Origin of the sequence: Streptomyces sp. NPDC052043 (assembly GCF_044548235.1) — a bacterium.
Lineage (GTDB): Bacteria > Actinomycetota > Actinomycetes > Streptomycetales > Streptomycetaceae > Streptomyces.
Genome location: NZ_JBIUBT010000014.1, coordinates 205748 through 226130, shown reverse-complemented (window position 1 = coordinate 226130; position 20383 = coordinate 205748). Strand labels below are relative to the sequence as shown.

Below are 20383 nucleotides of genomic sequence, written 5' to 3'. Positions count from 1 at the left end.
ACCGAACTGCCCTCCTCCAACCCCGCGGTCATCGCCTTCCTGCGCGAGCACAAGGACGACCTGGTGCTGTGCGTCCACAACTTCTCCCGCTTCGCGCAGCCCACCGAACTCGACCTGCGGGCCTTCCAGGGACGCCACCCGGTCGAACTCATCGGCGGAGTCCGCTTTCCCGCGATCGGGGAACTCCCCTATCTGCTGACCCTGGCGGGCCACGGCTTCTACTGGTTCCGGCTCACCGCCAACGTCGCCTCCCGGACCGGCCGACGCGGGTGAGCGTGCGGCCGACGAAAGGAGGCGTGACCATGCCGAAGACCGCGTCGCTGACGCCGAGTGCCAAGGGCCCGGCCGGGCCCTTGGCCTCGCTCGGCTCACTGCTGCGCGATTGGCTGCCACGGCAACGCTGGTTCGCCGGCAAGGACCGGCCCGTCACCGATCTGCGCCTGCTGTCGATGACGGAACTGTTCCCGGGCTGTCTGCACCTGCTGGTCCACGCCGAGCACGCGGACGTCCACTCCGGTCCCGGCACGGTCCCCTCCCCCACCGGCACGCCCGCCGCGCCGCCCGCCGACTGCTACCAACTGCTGCTCGGCGTACGGCAACAGCCGGCCCCGCGCCTGCACCGGGCGTTCATCGGCCGTCCCGAGGACGGTCCGCTGGCCGGCCTCGCGGTCTACGACGCGCTGTGCGACCCGCGTTCGGCACAGCTGCTCCTGGAGCGGATGCGCCACCCCGGCGCCTTCGGCCCGCTGCACTTCGAGGCGGACGCGTCCGTACCGATCCCCGGCGGCCTGGTGCCCAGGCTGCTGGACGCCGAGCAGTCCAACTCCTCGATCATCTACGGGGACGAGTTCATCCTGAAGGTGTTCCGCCGCATCCAGCCGGGCGTCAACCCGGACCTGGAGGTGCCCTGGGCCCTGGCCGGGCAGGACTGCACCCGGGTACCCGCCCCGGTGGCCTGGTTCCGCACCACGCAACCGGAGCCGGCGACGCTCGGGGTGCTCCAGCCGTTCCTGCGGGACGCAGCCGACGGCTGGACGCTGGCGCTGCGGGCCCTGGCCACCGGTGACGACTTCACCGCCCAGGCGCACCAGTTGGGGCAGGCGACGGCGGAGGTCCACCTGGCGCTGGCCGGCGCCTTCCCCACCGGCGCCCACCAGGACATCGCGCGCACCGCCACGACGATGACCGAGAACCTGGAGGCCGCCGCGCACAGCGTCCCCGCGCTGCGGCCCTACGCGCCCCGGCTGCGCACCGCGTTCGCCGCGCTGGCCAGCTGCGACGCCGGGCCGCCCGCCCAGCGCGTGCACGGCGACCTGCACCTCGGCCAGGTGCTGCGGGCCGGGCGGGAATGGTTCGTCATCGACTTCGAGGGCGAGCCGTCGCGTCCGCTCGCCGAGCGCCGCATCCCCGAGTCCCCGGTGCGGGACGTGGCGGGCATGCTGCGCTCCTTCGACTACGCCGCCCGCCAGCGCCGCCCCTGGCGCCCGGAGTGGGCGCGCCGCTGCCGGGAGGCGTACTGCGCCGGCTACGCCTCCCGGGCCGGCTGGGACCCCCGCAAGACACACGCCCTGCTGCGGGCCTACGAGACGGACCGTGCCGTGTACGAAGTGCTGTACGAGGCCCGGCACCGCCCCAACTGGCTCGCCGTACCGATGGCGGCGATCGAACGTCTCGCCGTGAGAGGAGGCTGAACCGGTGGCACTGCGCGACACGTCACTTCCCGAGCCGTCCGGCCCCGTCCTGCCCGCCGCGGTACAGGGCCGAGCGGCCCCGCCGCCGGACCCCGCCGACCGTGAGCGCCTGCTGTCCGGCGCCCACCACGACCCGCACGCGCTGCTCGGCGCGCATCCGGTGCCGGGCGGCATCGCCCTGCGGGTGCTGCGCCCCTTCGCCCGCGCGGTCGACGTGGTCGTGGACGGCGAGCGCACCCCGCTCGCCTCCGAGGGCGACGGGCTGTTCTCGGCCGTCCTGCCCCGGGCCGCGATCCCCGCCTACACCCTGGTGGTCGGCTACGAGCAGGACGAGTACGAGGTCCACGACCCCTACCGCTTCCTGCCCGCCCTCGGCGAGCTGGACCTGCACCTGATCCGGGAGGGCCGGCACGAGCAGCTGTGGCGGGCGCTCGGCGCGGAACCGATGACCCACCAGGGCGTGACCGGCACCCGGTTCACGGTGTGGGCGCCCAACGCCCGGGGCGTGCGGGTGGCCGGCGACTTCAGCCACTGGGACGGGACCGCCTTCCCGATGCGCTCGCTGGGCGCGGCCGGCGTGTGGGAGCTGTTCCTGCCCGGGATCGGGGAGGGCGCGACGTACAAGTTCGAGATCACCTCGCAGTACGGCGGCCGGTTCCTCAAGGCCGACCCGATGGCCCGCCGCACCGAGGTGCCGCCCGCCACCGCGTCCGTCGTGACGGCGGCGCACCACGAGTGGGACGACGCGGAGTGGATGGCCCACCGGGCGGACACCCCGGTGCACGAGGCGCCGTTCTCGGTGTACGAGGTCCACCTGCCGTCCTGGCGGCCTGGCCTGACCTACCGCCAGCTCGCCGAGCAGCTCCCGGCGTACGTGAAGGACCTGGGCTTCACCCATGTGGAGCTGATGCCGGTCGCCGAGCACCCCTACGGCCCCTCCTGGGGCTACCAGGTCACCTCCTACTACGCCCCGACCGCGCGCCTCGGCTCTCCGGACGACTTCCGCTTCTTCGTCGACGCGTGCCACCGGGCCGGGATCGGCGTGATCATGGACTGGGTGCCGGCCCACTTCCCCAAGGACGACTGGGCGCTGGGCCGCTTCGACGGGGACCCGCTGTACGAGCCGGGGAACGCGCAGCGCGCCGAGCACCCCGACTGGGGGACGTACGAGTTCGACTTCGCCCGTACGGAGGTGCGCAACTTCCTGGTCGCGAACGCCGTGTACTGGTGTGAGGAGTTCCATGTCGACGGCCTGCGGGTGGACGCGGTCGCCTCCATGCTCTACCTGGACTACTCGCGCGACTCCGACCAGTGGACGCCCAACGCGTACGGCGGCCGGGAGGACCTGGACGCGATGGCGTTCCTCCAGGAGATGAACGCCACCGTGTACCGCAGGACGCCGGGTGTGGTCACCATCGCCGAGGAGTCGACCGCCTGGGGCGGGGTGACCGCGCCGACCGACCGCGGCGGCCTGGGCTTCGGGCTGAAGTGGAACATGGGCTGGATGCACGACTCGCTCCAGTACATGAGCAAGGAGCCGGTGCACCGCAAGCACCACCACCACGAGCTGACCTTCTCGATGGTGTACGCGTACAGCGAGAACTACGTGCTGCCGATCTCGCACGACGAGGTGGTGCACGGCAAGCGGGCGCTGGTGTCGAAGATGCCCGGCGACTGGTGGCAGCGACGCGCGAACCACCGCGCCTACCTGGGCTTCATGTGGGCCCACCCGGGCAAGCAACTGCTGTTCATGGGACAGGAGTTCGCCCAGGGCGGCGAGTTCTCCGAGGAGCTCGGGCCCGAGTGGTGGCTGCTCGACGACGACTACTGCGCGGCGGGCGACCACCGCGGGGTGCGGGACCTGGTCCGCGACCTCAACAGGTGCTACCGGGCCACACCGGCCCTGTGGCAGCGCGACACCCGGCCCGAGGGCTTTCGCTGGGTGGCCGTGGACGCCGCCGACGACAACGTCTACGCGTTCCTGCGCCACGACGCGGCAGGCGCCCCGCTGCTCGCGGTGTCGAACTTCTCCCCCGTGGTGCGCGAGGGCTACCGCCTGGACGTGCCGGGTGAGGTCACCGTGTGGCGCGAGGTCCTCAACACCGACGCCGCCCGCTACGGCGGCGGTGACGTCGGCAACCCCGATCCGCTCGTACCGGGGGGCGCGGCCGGGGACAGGCACCTTCGCCTCACGCTGCCACCGCTCGCGACGCTCTGGCTGACTCCGCACCCCGCCTGAGCGGACCGGGGCGGGGGAACCGGGGCCACTTCCCGGTTCGGGGCCCGTGCCGCGCTGACCTGGGCTACATTCGATCCGCGCCGACCGCGTCCCTCATCGGCGCGGTCACCTCCGTGAACCCCAGGAGCAGCGCATGCGCGACCTCGCCCTCGCTCCGTCCACGGTCGCCCCGCTGACCGGCGGGCTCGCCGACAGCGTCTTCGAGACCGCGAGGACCCGTCCCACCCTGCCGGTGCTCGCGCGCCGCGCCGATCCCTCCTCGCCGGTGTGGGAGGAGGTGACCGCCGCGCAGCTGCGGGACCAGGTGACCGATCTGGCGCGGGGACTGGTCACCGCCGGGATCGCGCCCGGCCACCGGGTGGCGGTCATGGCCCGCACCCGCTACGAGTGGACGGTCCTCGCGTACGCGCTGTGGGCGGTCGGCGCCGAGGTCGTCCCGATCTACCCGACCTCCTCACGGGAACAGGTCGAGTGGATCCTGCGTGACTCCGAGTGCGTGGCCGTCGTCGTCGAGGACGAGCAGGGCGTGATGACGGTCGGCCCGGTGTGCGCGACGCTGCCCGGGCTCCGGCACGTGTGGCAGCTGGACGCGGGGGCGCTGGAGCAGCTGGTGGAACGGGGAGCGCTGATCCCGCCGGCCACGGTGGACTCGCTGCGCCGGATCGTGCTGCCGGACGCACCCGCGGTGATCGCCTACACCTCCGGCACCACGGGTCGCGCCCTGGGCTGCGTGCTGAGCCACCGCGCGCTGGCGAGCCCCTGCGACACGCTGCTGGCCGGCTGGGGCCATACCGCCGCGCCGCCCGGCGAGCAGGCGTCGGTGCTCGCCTTCCTGCCCTTCTCGCACGTGTACGGGCTGATGGTCCAGGGCCTGTGCATCCGCGGCGGCATCCTGATGGGCCACGAACCGGAGCTGGGCGAGGAGGCGCTGGCGTCGGCGCTGCGCACGTTCCGGCCGACGTACCTCCACGCCGTGCCCTCCGTCTTCGAGAAGGTCTACAAGAACTTCCTGCGCGCGGCCCACCAAGCGAACCGCGGCACGTTGTTCGAGCGGGCGGCCGACACGGCCCGTGACTTCGCCGCGGCGCTGGAGCGGCAGCGGCTCGGCCGGGGTCCGGGCCCCGGCCTCGACCTGCGGCTGCAACACGCCCTGTACGAGCGGACGGTGTACCGCGGGCTGCGGACCGCGCTGGGCGGCAGGGTGACCCGCGCCACCTCCGGCGGCTCCCCGCTCAGCCGCGAACTCTCCCTGTTCTACGCGGGCATCGGGATCCCCGTGCACGACGGATACGGCCTCACGGAGACCGGGGGCGGCATCACCATGCAGCCGCTGGGCCGGGAGAAGTCGGGGACCGTCGGCAAGGCTCTGCCGGGCACGGAGATCGAGGTGGCTCAGGACGGGGAGATCCTGGTGCGGGGGCCGTCGCTGTTCCAGGGCTACGTGGGCGACGAGGCCGCGACCCGGGCCGCGCTGCGTGGCGGCCTGCTGGCCACGGGGGACATCGGGAAGCTGGACGCCGAGGGGTATCTGACGATCACCGGGCGCAAGAAGGACGTCATCATCACCAGCGGCGGCAAGAGCGTGGCTCCGGCCCCGCTGGAGCAGCGGCTGCGGACGCATCCACTGATCCACCAGGCGGTGGTCGTGGGCGACAACCGGCCGTGCGTGGGCGCGCTGATCACCCTGGACCCGGAGTTCCTGGCCCACTGGCGTGCCGCGACTGCGTCGCAGGGCGACGCGCCGGGACGCGAGGCACGCGAGGAGCACGCGTTGCGGGAGGAGATCGGGCGGGCGGTCGCCGCCGCGAACAGCGCCGTCTCCCGCTCGGAGTCCATCCGGGTCTTCCGGGTGCTGCCCGCGCCCTTCGACGTGGCCGGTGGGCTGCTCACACCGTCGATGAAGCTGCGCAGGGACGCCATCGTGCGGCACTACGCGGTCGAGATCGACGCCATGTACCGGGCGCGGAGCCACTCCCCGCGCCGGGACGGCCCGAGCGACCCGACGGCCGACCGGAGCGACCGGGACGACTGGGACGACTCGGACAACGTGTTCCGCTGACACGGGCCAGGGCACCTTGGCCGGCCTTCCGCCGCCGCGCCGCCCGCGCGTAGGCTCCGCGCCGCTGGGAACAAGAGAGTGGGACGCGAGGAAAGGCAAGGGAAGGACGGGAGCCCGGCCGACGGGGCTGGGCCGGAAGTTGAGATGGCATCCGAGCCACGTGGGGACGACGCACTGGCCACCGAGGGCATTCCGAGCCGCACCGCCCGCTTCGCGGGCGCGTTGCACCATGTCACGGGTGCGCGACTCGCGGCGGAGGAGTTCCTCGACGAGGTCGCACGGCACGTGCGGCCGGCGGCATCCGAGTACTGGGACGACATCCTGCTGGTCGTCACGGAACTCGCGGCGAACGCGGTGCAGTACGCGCCGGGGCCGTTCGAGCTGCGGCTGCGGCGCACCTTCGACGGGGTGCACGTGACGCTCAGCGACACCAGCACCACCCGGCCGGCCCCGCGACCGTTCCGCCCCAGCCAGGGCGGCGGCGGCATCGGCTGGCACCTGATCCACACCTTGTGCGACCAGGTGAGCGTGGTGGTCAACGACCACGGCAAGGACGTGCACGTCTTCCTGCCGTGGTGAGCCCGGATCACCCGGAGCCCCGGCTGCGGACGGGGTCCGGGCTCGGTTCCGGTGTCAGGCCCCGCCGCGGGGGCCGCACCGGTTCACGCGCTGGTCGCGGCCCGCGGCGGAAGCCCGTCGTAGTAGGCACCCACCCGGGTCAGATAGGCCGGGTCCCTGGTCTCGCTGTCGGTCCTGAACGGCGGCGCCGCCTTGATCTGCCCGCGCGAACAGTCCACCATGACCCTCCGCCCCGCGGAGTCGATGCCGGCGACCATCCCGACGGGCACCAGCACGCTCTTGCCGAACACCCACACGCCGGTCTCCACGACCAGGTGCCGCATCCCCAGGTGGCCGCCCTCCCGGTCCACGCGGCCCACGGTGCCGTCGGTGGCGACGACCGTGAAGCCGGTCAGGTCCTCTCCCTCGGTACGAGCGACCTGCGGCGAATACGACCAGATTCTGTCTATGGTCACGCTGCTCCTTCCTCCCCGGGCTGACGTGTCACAAGCCTCGGGCCGACGGTCCCGGCGCGTCGGCTCCCACCGCACCAACTACCCGTCAGCGACCCCGGCATTCGACTCCGCGGGGTGCGCTCGAACGCATCGAGTGCCCATGCACCACGACGCCATGCACGGCCGCCGCAGCGCCGGGCGGCTGACGCCCGGCGGAGCGCACGGGCACCGGCCGGACGCGGGCGCTCCACGAAGGGGCCCATACGGCGCCGGATCCCGGGAACCCGCCGAGGCGGCCCCTGGCGTCCGGGCGGCGGAGACGGCGGCGTCCGGTGCGCGCACGGCCCGATGGGGGCATCGTGGTGCTCGGCGGACCCGACGGATCGCCGAGGTGCGAAGCAGCCGTCCACGGGCAGACGCAGACGCACGGACGTCGACGCAGCCGCCCGAAGCCCGCAGAAGGGATGAGACATCGTGACACGACCCAGGATCCTGGTGATCGGCGCAGGCTTCGCCGGTGTGGCGTGCGTCCGCCGTCTGGAGCGCAGGCTCGACCCCAGCGAAGCGGACATCACCCTGGTGACACCGCGTTCGTACCAGCTGTATCTGCCGCTGCTGCCCCAGGTCGCCTCCGGGGTGCTGACACCCCAGTCGGTCGCCGTCTCCCTGCGCCGCAGCAAGAAGTACCGCACCCGGATCATCCCGGGCGGGGCCGTCGGCGTGGACCTGCGGGCCAAGGTGTGCGTCGTCCGCAAACTCACCGACCACATCGTCGACGAGCCGTACGACTACCTCGTGCTCGCCCCCGGCAGCGTCACCCGGACGTTCGACATCCCGGGGCTGCTGGACCACGCCTTCGGCATGAAGACGCTGGCCGAGGCCGCCTACATCCGCGACCACGTCATCACCCAGCTGGACCTCGCCGACGCCAGCGAGGACCCGGCCGAGCGCGCCTCGCGGCTTCAGTTCGTGGTGGTCGGCGGCGGGTACGCCGGCACCGAGACCGCGGCGTGCCTGCAACGGCTGACGCACGCCGCCGTCCAGCGCTACCCGCGGCTGGACCCGGCGCTGATCAGGTGGCACCTGATCGACATCGCGCCGGCGCTGATGCCGGAGCTGGGCGACAAGCTGGGCCGCAGCGCCCAGGAGGTGATGCGCCGCCGGGGCGTCGAGATCTCGCTCGGGGTGTCCATCGCGAAGGCCGGACCGGAGGAGGTCACCTTCACCGACGGCCGGGTGGTGCCGACCCGCACCCTGATCTGGACCGCGGGCGTGGTGGCCAGCCCGCTCATCGCGACCCTCGGCGCGGAGACGGTCAGGGGCCGGCTCGCGGTGACCGCCGAGATGCGCCTGCCCGGCCACGACGGCGTGTTCGCGCTCGGGGACTCCGCCGCCGTGCCCGACCTGGCCAAGGGCGGCGGCGCGGTGTGCCCGCCGACCGCGCAGCACGCCACGCGGCAGGGCCGGCGGGTCGCGGAGAACGTCATCGCGACGCTGCGCGGGCAGCCGCTGCGGCCGTACGAGCACAAGGACCTGGGCCTCGTCGTCGACCTCGGCGGCGCGGACGCGGTCTCCAAACCGCTCGGCGTGGAGCTGCGCGGCGTCCCGGCCCAGGCCGTGGCCCGCGGCTACCACCTGGGGGCGCTGCGCACGAACGTCGCCAAGACCAGGGTCGCGACCAACTGGCTGCTCAACGCGGTCGCCGGGGACGACTTCGTACGCACCGGGTTCCAGGCCCGCAAGCCCGCCAAGCTGAAGGACTTCGAGTACACCGACTCGTACATGACGCCCGAGCAGGTGCGGGACCACGTCGAGGGGGTCCGCCCCCGGCAGGTGTGAGACCGGGGCGGGGCCCTCCCCCAGGGGCACGGCCGGGCCGCGACCGGCGGTCCGGTCTGGACATGCCATGCTGGTCGGGCGGATCATGACGGGAAAACGGGAGGGTGCGGCGGCGTGGGAGCAGCACAGAGGCCGGTCCGGTCGCGGCTGCGTGATCGCGTCACGGCGTCCGATCCCGGCCTGCTGCGGCTGGCCGCCGGATCACGGACGGCGGGCTCGATCGCGCTGACGCTCGCCGTCCTCGGCGTGCTGCGCGTGCCCGTGACGCATCTGGTGGCCGGCGCGATCACGTCGATGGCGGCCACCTTCGCCATCCGGGAGAAGCAGCGTGCGCAGCAGGCGGTCACGCTCGCCCTCGGGCTTCCGGTGGCGCTGGCGTCCGTCTCGCTCGGCGCGCTGCTCAACCCGCTCGTGGTGGCCGGGGACGTCTTCTTCGTCGTCCTGATCTTCAGCGCGGTCTACAGCCGCCGGTTCGGCGATCGGGGCAACGCGCTCGGCCTGATCGGCTTCCAGCTCTACTTCATGTCCCTGTTCGTCGGCGCCACCGCGTCGGCGCTGCCCGGGCTCTACGGTGTCATCGCGGTCGCGTTCGCCTCCAGCGCCCTGGTCCGGTTCGTGATCGTGTACGAGACGCCAGCGGGTGTCCTGCAGCGCCTGCGCGAGGCGTTCCGGGTGCGTCTGGCGCAGCTGGTGTCGGCCCAGCTGGAGCTGCTGGACGCCGGTCCGGACGAGGTGGAGAAGGTCCTGGAGGCGGTGCGCGAGGGCACGGCCCGGCTGCACGACACGGCCATGATGATCCAGTCACGGCTGGCGGACGGCACCTCCGACGAGGCTGTGGCGCGGTTGGTGCAGCGGCGCATCGCGGACGCCGAGATCGCCGCCGAGCGGCTGGGGCTGCTCCTGCTGAACGCCCGCAGCGCGGAGCGGACGAACACGCTCACCCTCCACCTGCCCGGCGCGTCCGTCCCCTCCAGCGGCCGGCTGCCGGTGCGGGACGAGGCGACCGAGACGCTGCGCCGCGACCTGCGGGCGCTGGCCGTGCTCGTGCTGCGGCCCGTGGGCGAGGGCGGCGGGACCGCGCTGGCGCACGTACGCAACCGGCTCCTCGGCTACCGCGACGAGGAGAACCTGCCGCCCGCCTCGCCGGCCGTGCAGGACGTCTTCCGCGGCATCGGCGAGACCGCGCGGGCCGTCATGGGTCTGCGGATCGCGCTGGACGGCCCGCAGGACGAGTCCGACGACGCGCCCGCGACGATCCGTTCCCGGGAGGAGCTGGACGCGGAGAACGCCGCCATCGAGGGGGCCGAGGAGGCCGAGCAGGAGGAGCAGGTCCAGACCGGGTGGCGGCGGCCCACCACGCGGGCCGCGGTGCAGGTGGCGGTGGGCTCGTCGCTGGCCATCGTCGGCGGTGAGTTCCTCTCCAGCCAGCGCTGGTACTGGGCGGTGCTGACCTGCTGGATCGTCTTCATCAACACCTCGTCCACGGGCGAGATCCTGGTCAAGGGCTACCGCCGTCTGGTGGGCACCGTGCTCGGCGTGGTGGCCGGGATCGTGCTGGCGGGGCTGGTGGGGCCGCACACGTGGACGGCGCTGGCCCTGGTGCTGGTGTTCGTCTTCGCGATGTTCTACACGGCCCCGCTGTCGTACACGCTGATGTCGTTCTTCGTCACCGCGGCGCTGGGACTGCTGTACACGCTGCTGCACCGGTACAGCGCGGCGGTGCTCGTGCTGCGTGTGGAGGAGACGGCGCTCGGGGCGGCCTGCGGGATCATCGCGGCCGCGCTGGTGCTGCCGGTGCACACCGACCGCCGTACGAACGAGCTGCTCGGCAAGGTGCTGGAGCGGCTGACGGACGTCACGGCCGCCGCCGTCGAGCAGCTCAGCGGTGGCCCGCCGGTCGATCTGCTCGACCGGGCGCGCGACCTGGACCGGGCGCTGGGCGATCTACGGGCGGGCACGCAGCCCCTGACGCATCCGATCACGCCCCTGCGGGCCCGGCGGAACACCGCCCAGTACGTCATGGCCCTGCTGGAGACGTGCGCCTACCACGCGCGGTCGCTGGCGGCGACCGCCGAGCTGCTGCCCACCCATCCGTCGATAGCCGCGGATCCCCGGCTGCGCCAGGCCTGTGCCCGGATCACCCGCAACATCGAGACGATCCGCGCGCACGTGGCCGACGAGCCCACCGGCGCCGAGGTCGAGCGGGGCCCGAGCATCGCCTCGCTGCTGGAGCCGGACGGGGCGCCCGGCACCCCCCGGTTCGGGCGCATCACCGACCGGGTGCTGCGGCACCTCCAGCGCCTGGACGAGGCGGTGGTCGGCCTGGCCCGCCCGCTGGACGTCCCGCTGTCGAAGCCCACGTCGTGACGGGCCGGAGCGCGGTCCCCGGCCCGCCGCCGGGTCAGAAGTCGGTGGGCATGTCGCTGGCCTCGGCGATGCCCCGCAGCTCCTCGGCCTCCCGGTGCCGGTCGCGGATGTAGTCGGCGATCTCGGTCAGGCGCGCCGGGTCGGCGGCGGTCGCCGCGTCGGTGACCACCCGGACCGGGCCGGTCTCCTCGATGTCGAGGACGACCAGCTCGTTGTCCAGCCTGCCGGTGACCGCGGTGGCGATGACCAGGGCGGCCTCGTCCCGTATCTCCTGGGGCAGGCCCTGCGCCTGGGCGCCCTCCAGCGGGAAGTCGGCGGAGGGCACGCCTCGCTCGTCGATCGCCCGCAGCACCGGGTCGACGACGTCGAGCAGCAGTTCGTAGTCCTCTTCGGGCATCCGGACGCGGAGCAGATCGAGATACACCTCCACGGCCCGGCCGTCGGGCGGAAGCTCGTCTTCGTTCATTGGTTCCGTGTTCCCCGCGCACGCCCGCTCAGACGTGCACAGGGTCCCTCACGTCGTGGGTCCGGTCGTCGGGGGCGGTCCGCAGCCGGAACGGTTCGCCCGTTCGGCCAGCACCTCGTCGCGCACGCGCGCGCAGCTGCGGCTGATCAGCCGGGAGACGTGCATCTGGGAGATGCCGAGCCGGTCCGCGATGCGGCTTTGTGTCATGTCCTCAAAAAAGCGCATGTAGAGAATGGCCCGCTCCCGTTCGGGGAGCCGGCGCAGCCCCTCCTTGGCCGACTCCCGGTCGACGACGGTCTCGTAGGAGGAGTCCGACGCGCCGAGACTGTCCGCGAGGCTGTAGCCGTCGCCGGCCGACAGTTCGGCGTCCAGGGACAGGGTGCTGAAGCTGTCGATCGCCTCCATTCCCGCGCTGACCTCCTCCTCCGTCAGTCCGGCGTGCGCGGCGATCGCCGCGACGGAGGGTTCGGGGCTGCCGGGGTTCTGGGTGAGTTCGCGCCGGGCCACGCGGACCTTGTTGCGCAGTTCCTGGACGCGGCGGGGCACCCGAAGCGCCCACATCCGGTCCCGGAAGTGCCGCTTGACCTCGCCGGTGATGGTCGGCACGGCGTAGCTCTCGAAGGCACCGCGATCCGGGTCGAACCGGTCGATGGCCTTGACCAGCCCGAGTGCCGCCACCTGCCGCAGGTCCTCGATGGACTCGCCGCGGTCGCGGAAGCGGCCGGCGATGCGGTGGGCCATGGGCAGCCACGCGCTGACGAGTTCGTCGCGGACGGCCTCCCGTTCCGGGTCGTCCCGGGCGGCGGCGAGGCGTTGGAAGAGGGCGGTGGTGTCGGGGGCGTCGTCGTGCGGCCGGCGGGCGGGCGCCGCCTGGTCCGCGGGGGCGTCGGGGCGGCTTGTCGATATGTCGGTGAGCATGCGGTATGGCTCCTGAACGGTGTTTCAGGGACTGACCGCGGAAGCGTGGTGCTGTCCGGTCCGTCTGGAGACCTCCCGGAGCAGCAGGTACAGCTTCCGCTGACGCGCCTCCGGTCCGAAGCACGAGATTCCGTATGCCCGGGAGCGGGAGCGGCAAACTCCGCTTCGCGTGGTTCTTCTCCGTACCGGTCGCTTCGATGCGCCATCGCGGCCCCCGGGAGCGGGTAGGTGCAGGACATGACCGATGTGGTGCACTCGGACGAACTGCTGCGGCGGATCCAGCGGGCCAGGGCGTGTGCGGCGCAGGAGGAGCGCCGATGGCGGGACCGCCGCGACGCCCTCGGGGCGACCGAGTCGGACGCCGCGCGCGAGGCGGCCGTACGCGCCCTGACCTACGAGGCCGTCCTGCGGGTGCTGGACGAGATCCTGGCCCCGGGCCGGCGGGCCGAGCGGCCCTGACGGGCGGAGTGAGTCCGCTCACGTGACCCGGTTCCGGCTGCACGGAACACCCCAGAATGCTTTACGGTTCATCCATACGCGGCGACGGGGTCGACCCAAGACGTCCTCCGTGCGTCGCCCTGTACGGCCCTGGCTGGCTTCCCCCGTCCAGCCAGGGCTTTTTCATGCCCTCTTCCGGAGATGCGCGACAGATCCCGGCTCGGTCCGCTTCAGCCGCGGCCATGCCGGTCGGCGTCGCCGCCGCGGTGAGCGGACGGCGGCAGGAAGTCGCCCCCGCCGAGGTGCCCCGGTGACTCGCAGCGGCTGAAATGGGGAGGAGGCACATGCGGGGAACCCATCGCCGGCGAGGAGCTTCGGGTCATGACCAAAGCGATAAAACTGCTGACCGCCCTCCCCCAGAAACAACGCGAGCGTCTGATGGAGGTCGCGCGGGAGGTCTCCTTCCCCGAGGACACGAGGATCTTCGAGGCGGGGGGTACGGCCGACCGCTTCTGGGTCATCCGCTCCGGCGCCGTGCACCTGGACCAGCAGGTGACGCCCACCCGCAAGGTGACGGTGGCCTCCCTCGGCGCGGGCGACCTGCTCGGCTGGTCCTGGCTGTTCCCGCCGTACCAGTGGGACTTCGGTGCGGAGGCGTACAGCCAGGTCCGCGCCTACGAGTTCGACGCCTCGGCGGTGCTCGCGCTGTCCGTGGAGGATCCGCTGCTCGGGCTGTCGCTGGTGCGGACCGTCGCCGAGGTCCTCGCCCACCGGCTGGAGCTGACCCGGGGCAAGCTCCTGGAGCAGTACACCATCCCCCGGCGCTCCCACTGAGCCGTCGGATCCGGCGGGGTCAGATCCGGTAGCGGCGCAGCGCCGGGACGGCCGCCGCCAGGCCCAGCATCAGGACGACCACCAGCAGGCCGCCGCCGGCCACCGCCGCGCGCGGGCCGAAGGCCGAGCCGGCCGTGCCGTGCAGGACGTCCGCCAGGCGCGGGCCGCCCGCGACGACGACGGTGAAGACGCCCTGCATCCGGCCGCGCATCTCGTCGGTGGCGGCGGACAGCAGGATGGCGCCGCGGAACACCATGGAGACCATGTCGGCGACTCCGGCGGCCGCCAGGAACACCACCGCGAACCAGAGGCCCCGGCTCAGCCCGAACCCGGTGACGGCCGCTCCCCAGGCGGTGACCGCGCCGATCACCATCCAGCCGTGCCGGCGCGCCCGGGAGAAGGTGCCCGAGAACAGCCCGCCGACCACCGCGCCGACCGGGATGGCCGCGAACAGCAGGCCGAGCGCGAGTCCCTCCCCGTAGGGGGCGTACGTCTCCGCGGCGAGCTGCGGGAACAGGGCGCGGGGCATGCCGAAGACCATGGCGATGATGTCGGCGAGGAACGACAGCAGCAGCACCTTGTGCCCGGAGATGTAGCGGAACCCGTCGGCGATCTCCCGCACCCCCGCGCGGCGCACGGCGGCTCCGGCCAGGGGCGGCAGCGCGGGCAGGCGCCACACCGCCCACACGGTGGCGCACAGCGCCACGGCGTCGATGAGGTACAGCTCGGGCAGCCCGATGACGGGGATGAGCGCGCCGGCCAGCAGCGGCCCGGCCACCAGGCCGGTCTGCATGACGGTCGACCCGAGGGCGTTGGCGGCGGCCAGTTCCCCGGCCGGGACCAGCCGGGCGATGGAGGCGTTGCGAGCCGGGGAGTTCAGCCCGAAGAAGGCCTGCTGCACGGCGAGCAGCACCATCAGCACCACGACCGAGTCGAACCGGGCCACCGCCTGCAACCAGAACAGCAGCGAGGTGACGGCGATGCCGCTGTTGGTGACCAGCAGCAGCTTGCGGCGGTCCACCGTGTCGGCGACCGCGCCGCCCCACAGCGCGAACACGACCATCGGGACCAGGCCGGCGAGACTGGCGTAGCCGACCCAGGCCGAGGAGCCGGTGATGTCGTAGATCTGCTTGGGCACGGCGACGGCGGTGAGCTGGCTGCCGACCGCGGTCACGATGGTCGAGGACCACAGCCGGCGGAAGGCGGGGCGGCGCAGCGGCCGGGTGTCCATGGCCCAGCGGCGCCAGCCGCGCCGGCCGGCTCCGGGCGGGTCCGAGGCGTCGCCGCTCGGTGCGGTGCGGCCGTCGCTCGATGCGGTGCCGCCGTCCCTCGGCGCGGTGCTGCTCCCGCTCGGCGCGGCGCTGCTGTCGGTTCTCTCGCTGGAGTCCACGGGCTTCCTGGTTGCTCGTTACATCTACCGGTGCGGTGTTCAGTGTCGCAGTACCGGCCGGGTCCTCGGACCGCCCGGATCCGCACCGCCGCCGCGCACGCGCTCCAGTTGGGCGGCCGCGCTGTCGAGCAGCATGTCCAGGGCGGTCGGGTAGGCGCTGGTGACCATGCGGGCGGCGAGCAGGGGCGCCGCCTCGGCGATGTGCGGATGCGTGGTGGCGGGCAGCCGGGCGTAGGTCGAGTGCCACATCTCCTCGTCGGCGCGCAGCGCGGCGCTCGGCAGGGCCAGGGAGGCGGCGTCGAGCGCGGCGAAGGCGAGGGTCTGGTCGACGAAGGCGTGGTAGATCCGCACCGTATCGGACAGCGGGAAACCGGCCCGCCGCAGCACGCCCAGGACGGCCTCGTCGGCGGCCAGTTCGTTGGCCCGGCCGGAGACGCGGTTGGCGGTGACCACCGCGGCCTGCGGATGGGCGACGTACGCGGAGTGGATGCGCAGGCCCGTCTCGCGCAGGTCGGCCCGCCACTGCCCGGTCGGCTCCCAGCCGGCCAGCGCCCGGCCGATGAGGGCGTCCCCGATCGCGAGGGTGAGGTCGTCCATGCCACGGAAGTAGCGGTAGAGGGTGCTCGGGTCGCAGTCGAGCGCCAGGCCGAGGCGGCGGGCGGTCAGTCCCGCGCTCCCGTGCTCCCGCAGCAGGCGCAGCGCGGTGTCGACGATCAGTGTCTCGGACAGCACGGTGCCGCTCCGGGTGGGGCGGCGCCGCCGTCGCTTCTCCTCGGGGACCACCGGTTTCGGCATCCCGACCTCCTCGGACTCCTCGCCACGCTTATGCCAACGCCATTGACCTTACGTGCCGCGCGGCGTTGTTATCGACGCTCAGCGAAGAAAAGCCGAGAGGGAGTGCAGGTCATGCGCGTACTGCTCGTGGGTGCCGGTGGTGTGGGTACGGCGATCACCCGGATCGCGGCCCGTCGTCCGTTCCTTGAGTCGATGGTCGTCGCGGACTACGACCGCGGGCGGGCCGAGTCCGCCGTGGCGGCCGTCGACGACAGCCGGTTCACCGCCGAACGCGTCGACGCGAGCGACGAGGCGGCGGTTGCGAACCTGCTCGCCCGGCACCGCTGCGACGTGCTGCTGAACGCGACCGACCCGCGCTTCGTGATGCCGCTGTTCCGCGCGGCCCGCACGGCCGGCGCCGGCTACCTCGACATGGCGATGTCCCTGTCCCGTCCGCACCCCGAGCGGCCGTACGAGGAGTGCGGGGTCATGCTGGGCGACGAGCAGTTCGCGCGGGCGGAGGACTGGGAGAAGGCCGGCGCGCTCGCGCTGGTCGGCATGGGGGTGGAGCCGGGCCTGTCCGACGTGTTCGCGCGGTACGCCGCCGACGAACTCTTCGACGAGATCGAGGAGATCGGCGTCCGCGACGGTGCGAACCTGACCGTCGACGGCTACGACTTCGCGCCGTCCTTCAGCATCTGGACCACCATCGAGGAGTGCCTGAACCCGCCGGTGGTCTACGAGGCCGGGCGCGGCTGGTTCACCACCGAGCCGTTCAGCGAGCCGGAGGTGTTCGACTTCCCCGAGGGCATCGGCGAGGTCGAGTGCGTGAACGTGGAGCACGAGGAGGTGCTGCTGGTCCCGCGCTGGGTCGACGCGCGGCGGGTGACCTTCAAGTACGGTCTGGGCCGCGAGTTCATCGACACCCTCAAGACGCTGCACCTGCTGGGCCTCGACCGCACCGAGCCGGTCACCGTCCCGGGCCCGGACGGGCCGGTCGCCGTCTCGCCCCGGGACGTCGTCGCCGCCTGTCTGCCCGACCCGGCGACCCTGGGCGAGCGGATGCGCGGCAAGACCTGCGCGGGCACCTGGGTGCGCGGCACCCGGGACGGCGCCCCGCGCGAGGTGTACCTGTACCACGTGGTGGACAACGAGTGGTCCATGGCCGAGTACGGGTGCCAGGCCGTGGTGTGGCAGACGGCGGTCAACCCCGTGGTCGCCCTGGAGCTGCTGGCGACCGGCGCCTGGTCCGGAGCGGGTGTGCTGGGTCCCGAGGCGTTCCCGGCCCGCCCCTTCCTGGACCTGCTGACGGAGTACGGCTCCCCGTGGGGCCTGCGCGAGCAGTGACCGGGTCCGGCGCCGTTCGGGTCACGCCGGTTCCCCTCGCCCGTGGGGCGCGGCCGGGCCCGGGGCGTACCGCAGTACGCTCCGGGCAGGATTCCCCCGCACCCCAAAGAGGCCCGACCGTGACCGTCCGCGTGCGCCGCATCTACGATCCGCCCGAGTCCGACGACGGCGTGCGGGTCCTGGTCGACCGGCTCTGGCCGCGCGGTGTCTCCAAGGAGGACGCGCACATCGACGAGTGGCCCAAGGCCATGACGCCGTCCACCGAGCTGCGCCGCTGGTACCACGGCGGGGAAGGGTCCTACGAGGAGTTCCGGCGCCGTTACGAGGCCGAGCTGGCCGAGCCGGATGCGGCCGAACTCCTGGACCACATCAGGAAGTTGGCCCGCCGGGGCCCGGTGACGCTGCTGACCGCCTCCAAGGCGCCGGAGCAGAGCCAGGCCTCGGTGGTGGCCGGACTGCTGAAGAAGAGGTGAGCCCGCCCGCCCCCGCGTCCCACGGGGGCAGGCCGTGACGTGCGCTCAGGCGGTCTGCCGTGCGGCGGCCCGGCCGGCCGCGCGCCCGGAGAACAGGCACCCGCCGAGGAAGGAGCCCTCCAGGGCGTTGTAGCCGTGCAGGCCGCCGCCGCCGAAGCCGGCGACCTCGCCGGCCGCGTAGAGGCCGTCGATCACCTGTCCGTCGCGGCCGAGGGCGCGCGAGTCCAGGTCGGTCTGGATGCCGCCGAGCGTCTTGCGGGTCAGGACGTGCAGCTTGACGGCGATCAGCGGTCCGGCCGCCGGGTCCAGGACGCGGTGCGGGGCGGCCACCCGGCCGAGGCGGTCGCCGAGGTAGCGGCGGGCGTTGTGGATGCCCTGGATCTGGGTGTCCTTGCTGTAGGGATTGGCGATCTGGAGGTCCCGGGCCTCGATCAGGCGCCGCACCTCGGCGGCGTCCAGGAGGGGTGTGCCGGTCGACTGGTTCATCTTCTCGACCAGTTGCTCCAGGGTGTCGGCGATCAGGAAGTCCTCGCCGTGCCGCAGGAAGTCCCGTACGGGGCCGGGCGCGCCCTTGCCGAGCAGCCGGTCGCGCAGCACCGCCCTGCGGTCCTTGGCCGTGATGTCGGGGTTCTGCTCGGAGCCCGACAGGGCGAACTCCTTCTCGACGATCCTGCGGGTCAGCACGAACCAGGAATGGTCGTACCCGGCGATGTCCTCGGTGGTCCGCAGGTGCCTGAGGGTGCTGAGTGTGTCGTAGCCGGGCAGGCAGGGGTCGGGCAGCCGGCGGCCGAGGGCGTCCAGCCAGACGGAGGACGGGCCGGGCAGGATGCGGATGCCGTGGCCGGGCCAGATCGGGTTCCAGTTGCGCAGGCCCTCGGTGTAGTGCCACATGCGGTCGCGGTTGACCAGCCGTACGCCGGCCTCGGCGCTGATGTCCAGCATCCGGCCGTCGACGTACGCCGGGACGCCGGTGACCATCCGCGCCGGCGGGGTGCCCAGGCGCTCCGGCCAGTGGCGGCGGACGAGGTCGTGGTCGGCGCCGATGCCGCCGGTGGTGACGACGACGGCCTGCGCGGTGAGCTCGAACGCGCCGGTCTCCTCGCGGTGGGAGGCGACGCCGCGGGGCGAGTCGTCCTCGGCGAGGACCGTGCCCCGCACTCCGCGCACCGACCCGTCCTGGACGACGAGTTCGTCGACCCGGTGGCGGTGGTGGAAGGTGAGCAGGCCGTCGCGCGCGGCCTGGAGGGCGTACGCGGCGAAGGGTTCCACGACGCCCGTGCCGGTGCCCCAGGCGATGTGGAAGCGGGGTACGGAGTTGCCGTGGCCGTCGGCGCGCAGATCGCCGCGCTCGGCCCAGCCGACCGTGGGCAGCAGCGTGATGCCGTGCCCTTCCAGCCAGGACCGCTTCTCCCCCGCCGCGAACTCGACGTAGGCGCGCGCCCAGCGCACCGCCCAGGAGTCCTCGTCGTCCAGCCGGTCGAACCGGGCGCTGCCCTGCCAGTCGTTCCAGGCCAGCTCGAAGGAGTCCTTGACGCCGAGCCTGCGCTGCTGCGGGGTGTCGACGAGGAACAGCCCGCCGAAGGACCAGTACGCCTGCCCGCCGAGGTTGGCGGCGTTCTCCTGGTCGACGAGGGCGACCCTGCGGCCCCGGCTGGTCAGTTCGTGCGCCGCGACCAGGCCCGCGAGGCCCGCTCCGACGACGATGACGTCGGCGTCCATGGCGACCGTCCCCTTTCTGTTCTCCTCGGGCTTCCTCAGTCTTCTTGCGGTGCGTGTGCGGTGCCGCCGTCGGTGAGCAGCGCGGTGAGCAGCTGTCCGAGCCAGGCGCGGGCGCCCTCGACGTCCTCGTCGAGCAGCAGCCGGGTGGTGACTCCGTCGTACGCGGCGACGACCGCGTGGGCGGCGCCGTCGGCGTCGCCGAGGACGGCGGGCAGCGGAGCGCGGGCGCGGGCGAGCCGGTCGGCGACGGCCCGGCGCAGCCGCGCGCGGTGCTCCAGCAACGTCTGCGCCACGGCCGCGTCGCGGGCGGCGTGCACCAGGAAGTCCGTCTTGACCAGGAGCCAGTCCAGGTCCAGCAGCAGCACGTCGGCGACCCGGTCGACGGCGGCGGGCACGTCGGGGTCGGGGCCGTCGAGGGCGAGCGCCCCGGCCACCTGGTCGGCGATCAGCTCGGCCTTGTCCCGGTAGAGGGCGAAGAACAGCTCGTCGAGGGTGGTGAAGTTGGAGTAGAAGGCGCCCCTGCTGTAGCCGGCGGCCTCGCAGACCTCCTCGATCGTCACCCGGCCGAAGCCCTTGGCGGCGAACACCGTGAAGGCGGCGTCGAGCAGGTCGGCCCGCGTGCGCTGCCGACGCCGGGTGACGCGCCTTTCCGTGCCCTCGTCCGCCATGCCGGACCTCCCGTTCGATACGCGAATGTATCCGATGCGTCGGTGTATCGAAAGGGCGATGCGGGTTCGCGGCACGGATGCGGGGCACCCGGGCCCTCGCTGCGCACGTCGTGGCCGCAGGAACAACCAGCGCGGCAATGCCGTCGGC

Annotated in this window: 18 protein-coding genes; 11 read left to right on the top strand and 7 right to left on the bottom strand. The window is 73.1% G+C overall.

Going from position 1 to position 20383, the window contains the following annotated elements; all coding sequences use genetic code 11:
• The 5 genes from ACIHCX_RS30770 to ACIHCX_RS30750 all read left to right on the top strand — a co-directional run.
• Positions 1 to 273, top strand: a 273-nt coding sequence (locus ACIHCX_RS30770) for an alpha-glucosidase C-terminal domain-containing protein (RefSeq protein ID WP_400035206.1), incomplete at its 5' end; no start/stop codon positions are given.
• A 29-nt stretch (positions 274 to 302) separates the two neighbouring features.
• Complete coding sequence (locus ACIHCX_RS30765) at positions 303 to 1691, top strand: maltokinase (protein WP_400035204.1); 1389 nt, start codon at positions 303 to 305, stop codon at positions 1689 to 1691.
• Positions 1692 to 1695: 4 nt separating this feature from the next.
• On the top strand, positions 1696 to 3930 hold the full coding sequence (glgB, locus tag ACIHCX_RS30760; protein WP_400035202.1) for a 1,4-alpha-glucan branching enzyme: 2235 nt from the start codon (positions 1696 to 1698) through the stop codon (positions 3928 to 3930).
• Between the two features lie 133 nt (positions 3931 to 4063).
• Positions 4064 to 5989 (top strand): AMP-dependent synthetase/ligase, encoded by a 1926-nt coding sequence (locus ACIHCX_RS30755; RefSeq protein ID WP_400035200.1) that lies wholly within the window; start codon positions 4064 to 4066, stop codon positions 5987 to 5989.
• Between the two features lie 144 nt (positions 5990 to 6133).
• Positions 6134 to 6568, top strand: a complete 435-nt coding sequence (locus ACIHCX_RS30750) for an ATP-binding protein (RefSeq protein ID WP_400035198.1) — start codon at positions 6134 to 6136, stop codon at positions 6566 to 6568.
• Positions 6569 to 6651: 83 nt separating this feature from the next.
• Here ACIHCX_RS30750 and ACIHCX_RS30745 read toward each other — a convergent pair whose 3' ends face one another.
• Complete coding sequence (locus tag ACIHCX_RS30745; RefSeq protein WP_400035196.1) at positions 6652 to 7023, bottom strand: PRC-barrel domain-containing protein; 372 nt, start codon at positions 7021 to 7023, stop codon at positions 6652 to 6654.
• 453 nt (positions 7024 to 7476) lie between these two features.
• Between ACIHCX_RS30745 and ACIHCX_RS30740 the strand changes: the two genes are divergently transcribed.
• Both ACIHCX_RS30740 and ACIHCX_RS30735 read left to right on the top strand, forming a co-directional pair.
• Positions 7477 to 8841 carry an NAD(P)/FAD-dependent oxidoreductase gene (locus ACIHCX_RS30740; RefSeq protein WP_400035194.1) on the top strand — a complete coding sequence of 455 codons (1365 nt, stop codon included), beginning with the start codon at positions 7477 to 7479 and terminating at the stop codon, positions 8839 to 8841.
• Between the two features lie 114 nt (positions 8842 to 8955).
• Entirely contained in the window at positions 8956 to 11208 is a 2253-nt protein-coding gene (locus ACIHCX_RS30735) for an FUSC family protein (protein ID WP_400035192.1), read from the top strand.
• 34 nt (positions 11209 to 11242) lie between these two features.
• Here ACIHCX_RS30735 and ACIHCX_RS30730 read toward each other — a convergent pair whose 3' ends face one another.
• Positions 11243 to 11674: a hypothetical protein gene (locus ACIHCX_RS30730; RefSeq protein WP_400035190.1), complete on the bottom strand. Its 432-nt coding sequence runs from the start codon at positions 11672 to 11674 to the stop codon at positions 11243 to 11245.
• Positions 11675 to 11722: 48 nt separating this feature from the next.
• Positions 11723 to 12592: a SigB/SigF/SigG family RNA polymerase sigma factor gene (locus tag ACIHCX_RS30725; RefSeq protein WP_400035188.1), complete on the bottom strand. Its 870-nt coding sequence runs from the start codon at positions 12590 to 12592 to the stop codon at positions 11723 to 11725.
• 237 nt (positions 12593 to 12829) lie between these two features.
• Between ACIHCX_RS30725 and ACIHCX_RS30720 the strand changes: the two genes are divergently transcribed.
• Both ACIHCX_RS30720 and ACIHCX_RS30715 read left to right on the top strand, forming a co-directional pair.
• Entirely contained in the window at positions 12830 to 13051 is a 222-nt protein-coding gene (locus ACIHCX_RS30720; protein WP_400035186.1) for a 3-deoxy-D-manno-octulosonic acid transferase, read from the top strand.
• A gap of 360 nt (positions 13052 to 13411) precedes the next feature.
• Positions 13412 to 13864: a cyclic nucleotide-binding domain-containing protein gene (locus tag ACIHCX_RS30715; protein ID WP_400035185.1), complete on the top strand. Its 453-nt coding sequence runs from the start codon at positions 13412 to 13414 to the stop codon at positions 13862 to 13864.
• A gap of 19 nt (positions 13865 to 13883) precedes the next feature.
• Here ACIHCX_RS30715 and ACIHCX_RS30710 read toward each other — a convergent pair whose 3' ends face one another.
• Entirely contained in the window at positions 13884 to 15254 is a 1371-nt protein-coding gene (locus tag ACIHCX_RS30710; protein ID WP_400035183.1) for an MFS transporter, read from the bottom strand.
• A 39-nt stretch (positions 15255 to 15293) separates the two neighbouring features.
• Positions 15294 to 16049, bottom strand: a complete 756-nt coding sequence (locus ACIHCX_RS30705) for a TetR/AcrR family transcriptional regulator (protein WP_400035181.1) — start codon at positions 16047 to 16049, stop codon at positions 15294 to 15296.
• 111 nt (positions 16050 to 16160) lie between these two features.
• Here ACIHCX_RS30705 and ACIHCX_RS30700 point away from each other — a divergent pair, with 111 nt between their 5' ends.
• Together ACIHCX_RS30700 and ACIHCX_RS30695 are read left to right on the top strand one after the other, a co-directional pair.
• On the top strand, positions 16161 to 17375 hold the full coding sequence (locus ACIHCX_RS30700; protein ID WP_400035179.1) for a saccharopine dehydrogenase family protein: 1215 nt from the start codon (positions 16161 to 16163) through the stop codon (positions 17373 to 17375).
• A gap of 119 nt (positions 17376 to 17494) precedes the next feature.
• Positions 17495 to 17848 carry a DUF488 domain-containing protein gene (locus ACIHCX_RS30695; RefSeq protein ID WP_400035177.1) on the top strand — a complete coding sequence of 118 codons (354 nt, stop codon included), beginning with the start codon at positions 17495 to 17497 and terminating at the stop codon, positions 17846 to 17848.
• Positions 17849 to 17893: 45 nt separating this feature from the next.
• Here ACIHCX_RS30695 and ACIHCX_RS30690 read toward each other — a convergent pair whose 3' ends face one another.
• Both ACIHCX_RS30690 and ACIHCX_RS30685 read right to left on the bottom strand, forming a co-directional pair.
• Complete coding sequence (locus ACIHCX_RS30690) at positions 17894 to 19567, bottom strand: FAD-binding dehydrogenase (protein ID WP_400035175.1); 1674 nt, start codon at positions 19565 to 19567, stop codon at positions 17894 to 17896.
• Between the two features lie 35 nt (positions 19568 to 19602).
• Positions 19603 to 20235, bottom strand: a complete 633-nt coding sequence (locus tag ACIHCX_RS30685) for a TetR/AcrR family transcriptional regulator (protein ID WP_400035173.1) — start codon at positions 20233 to 20235, stop codon at positions 19603 to 19605.
• Between the last annotated feature and the right edge of the window lie 148 nt (positions 20236 to 20383).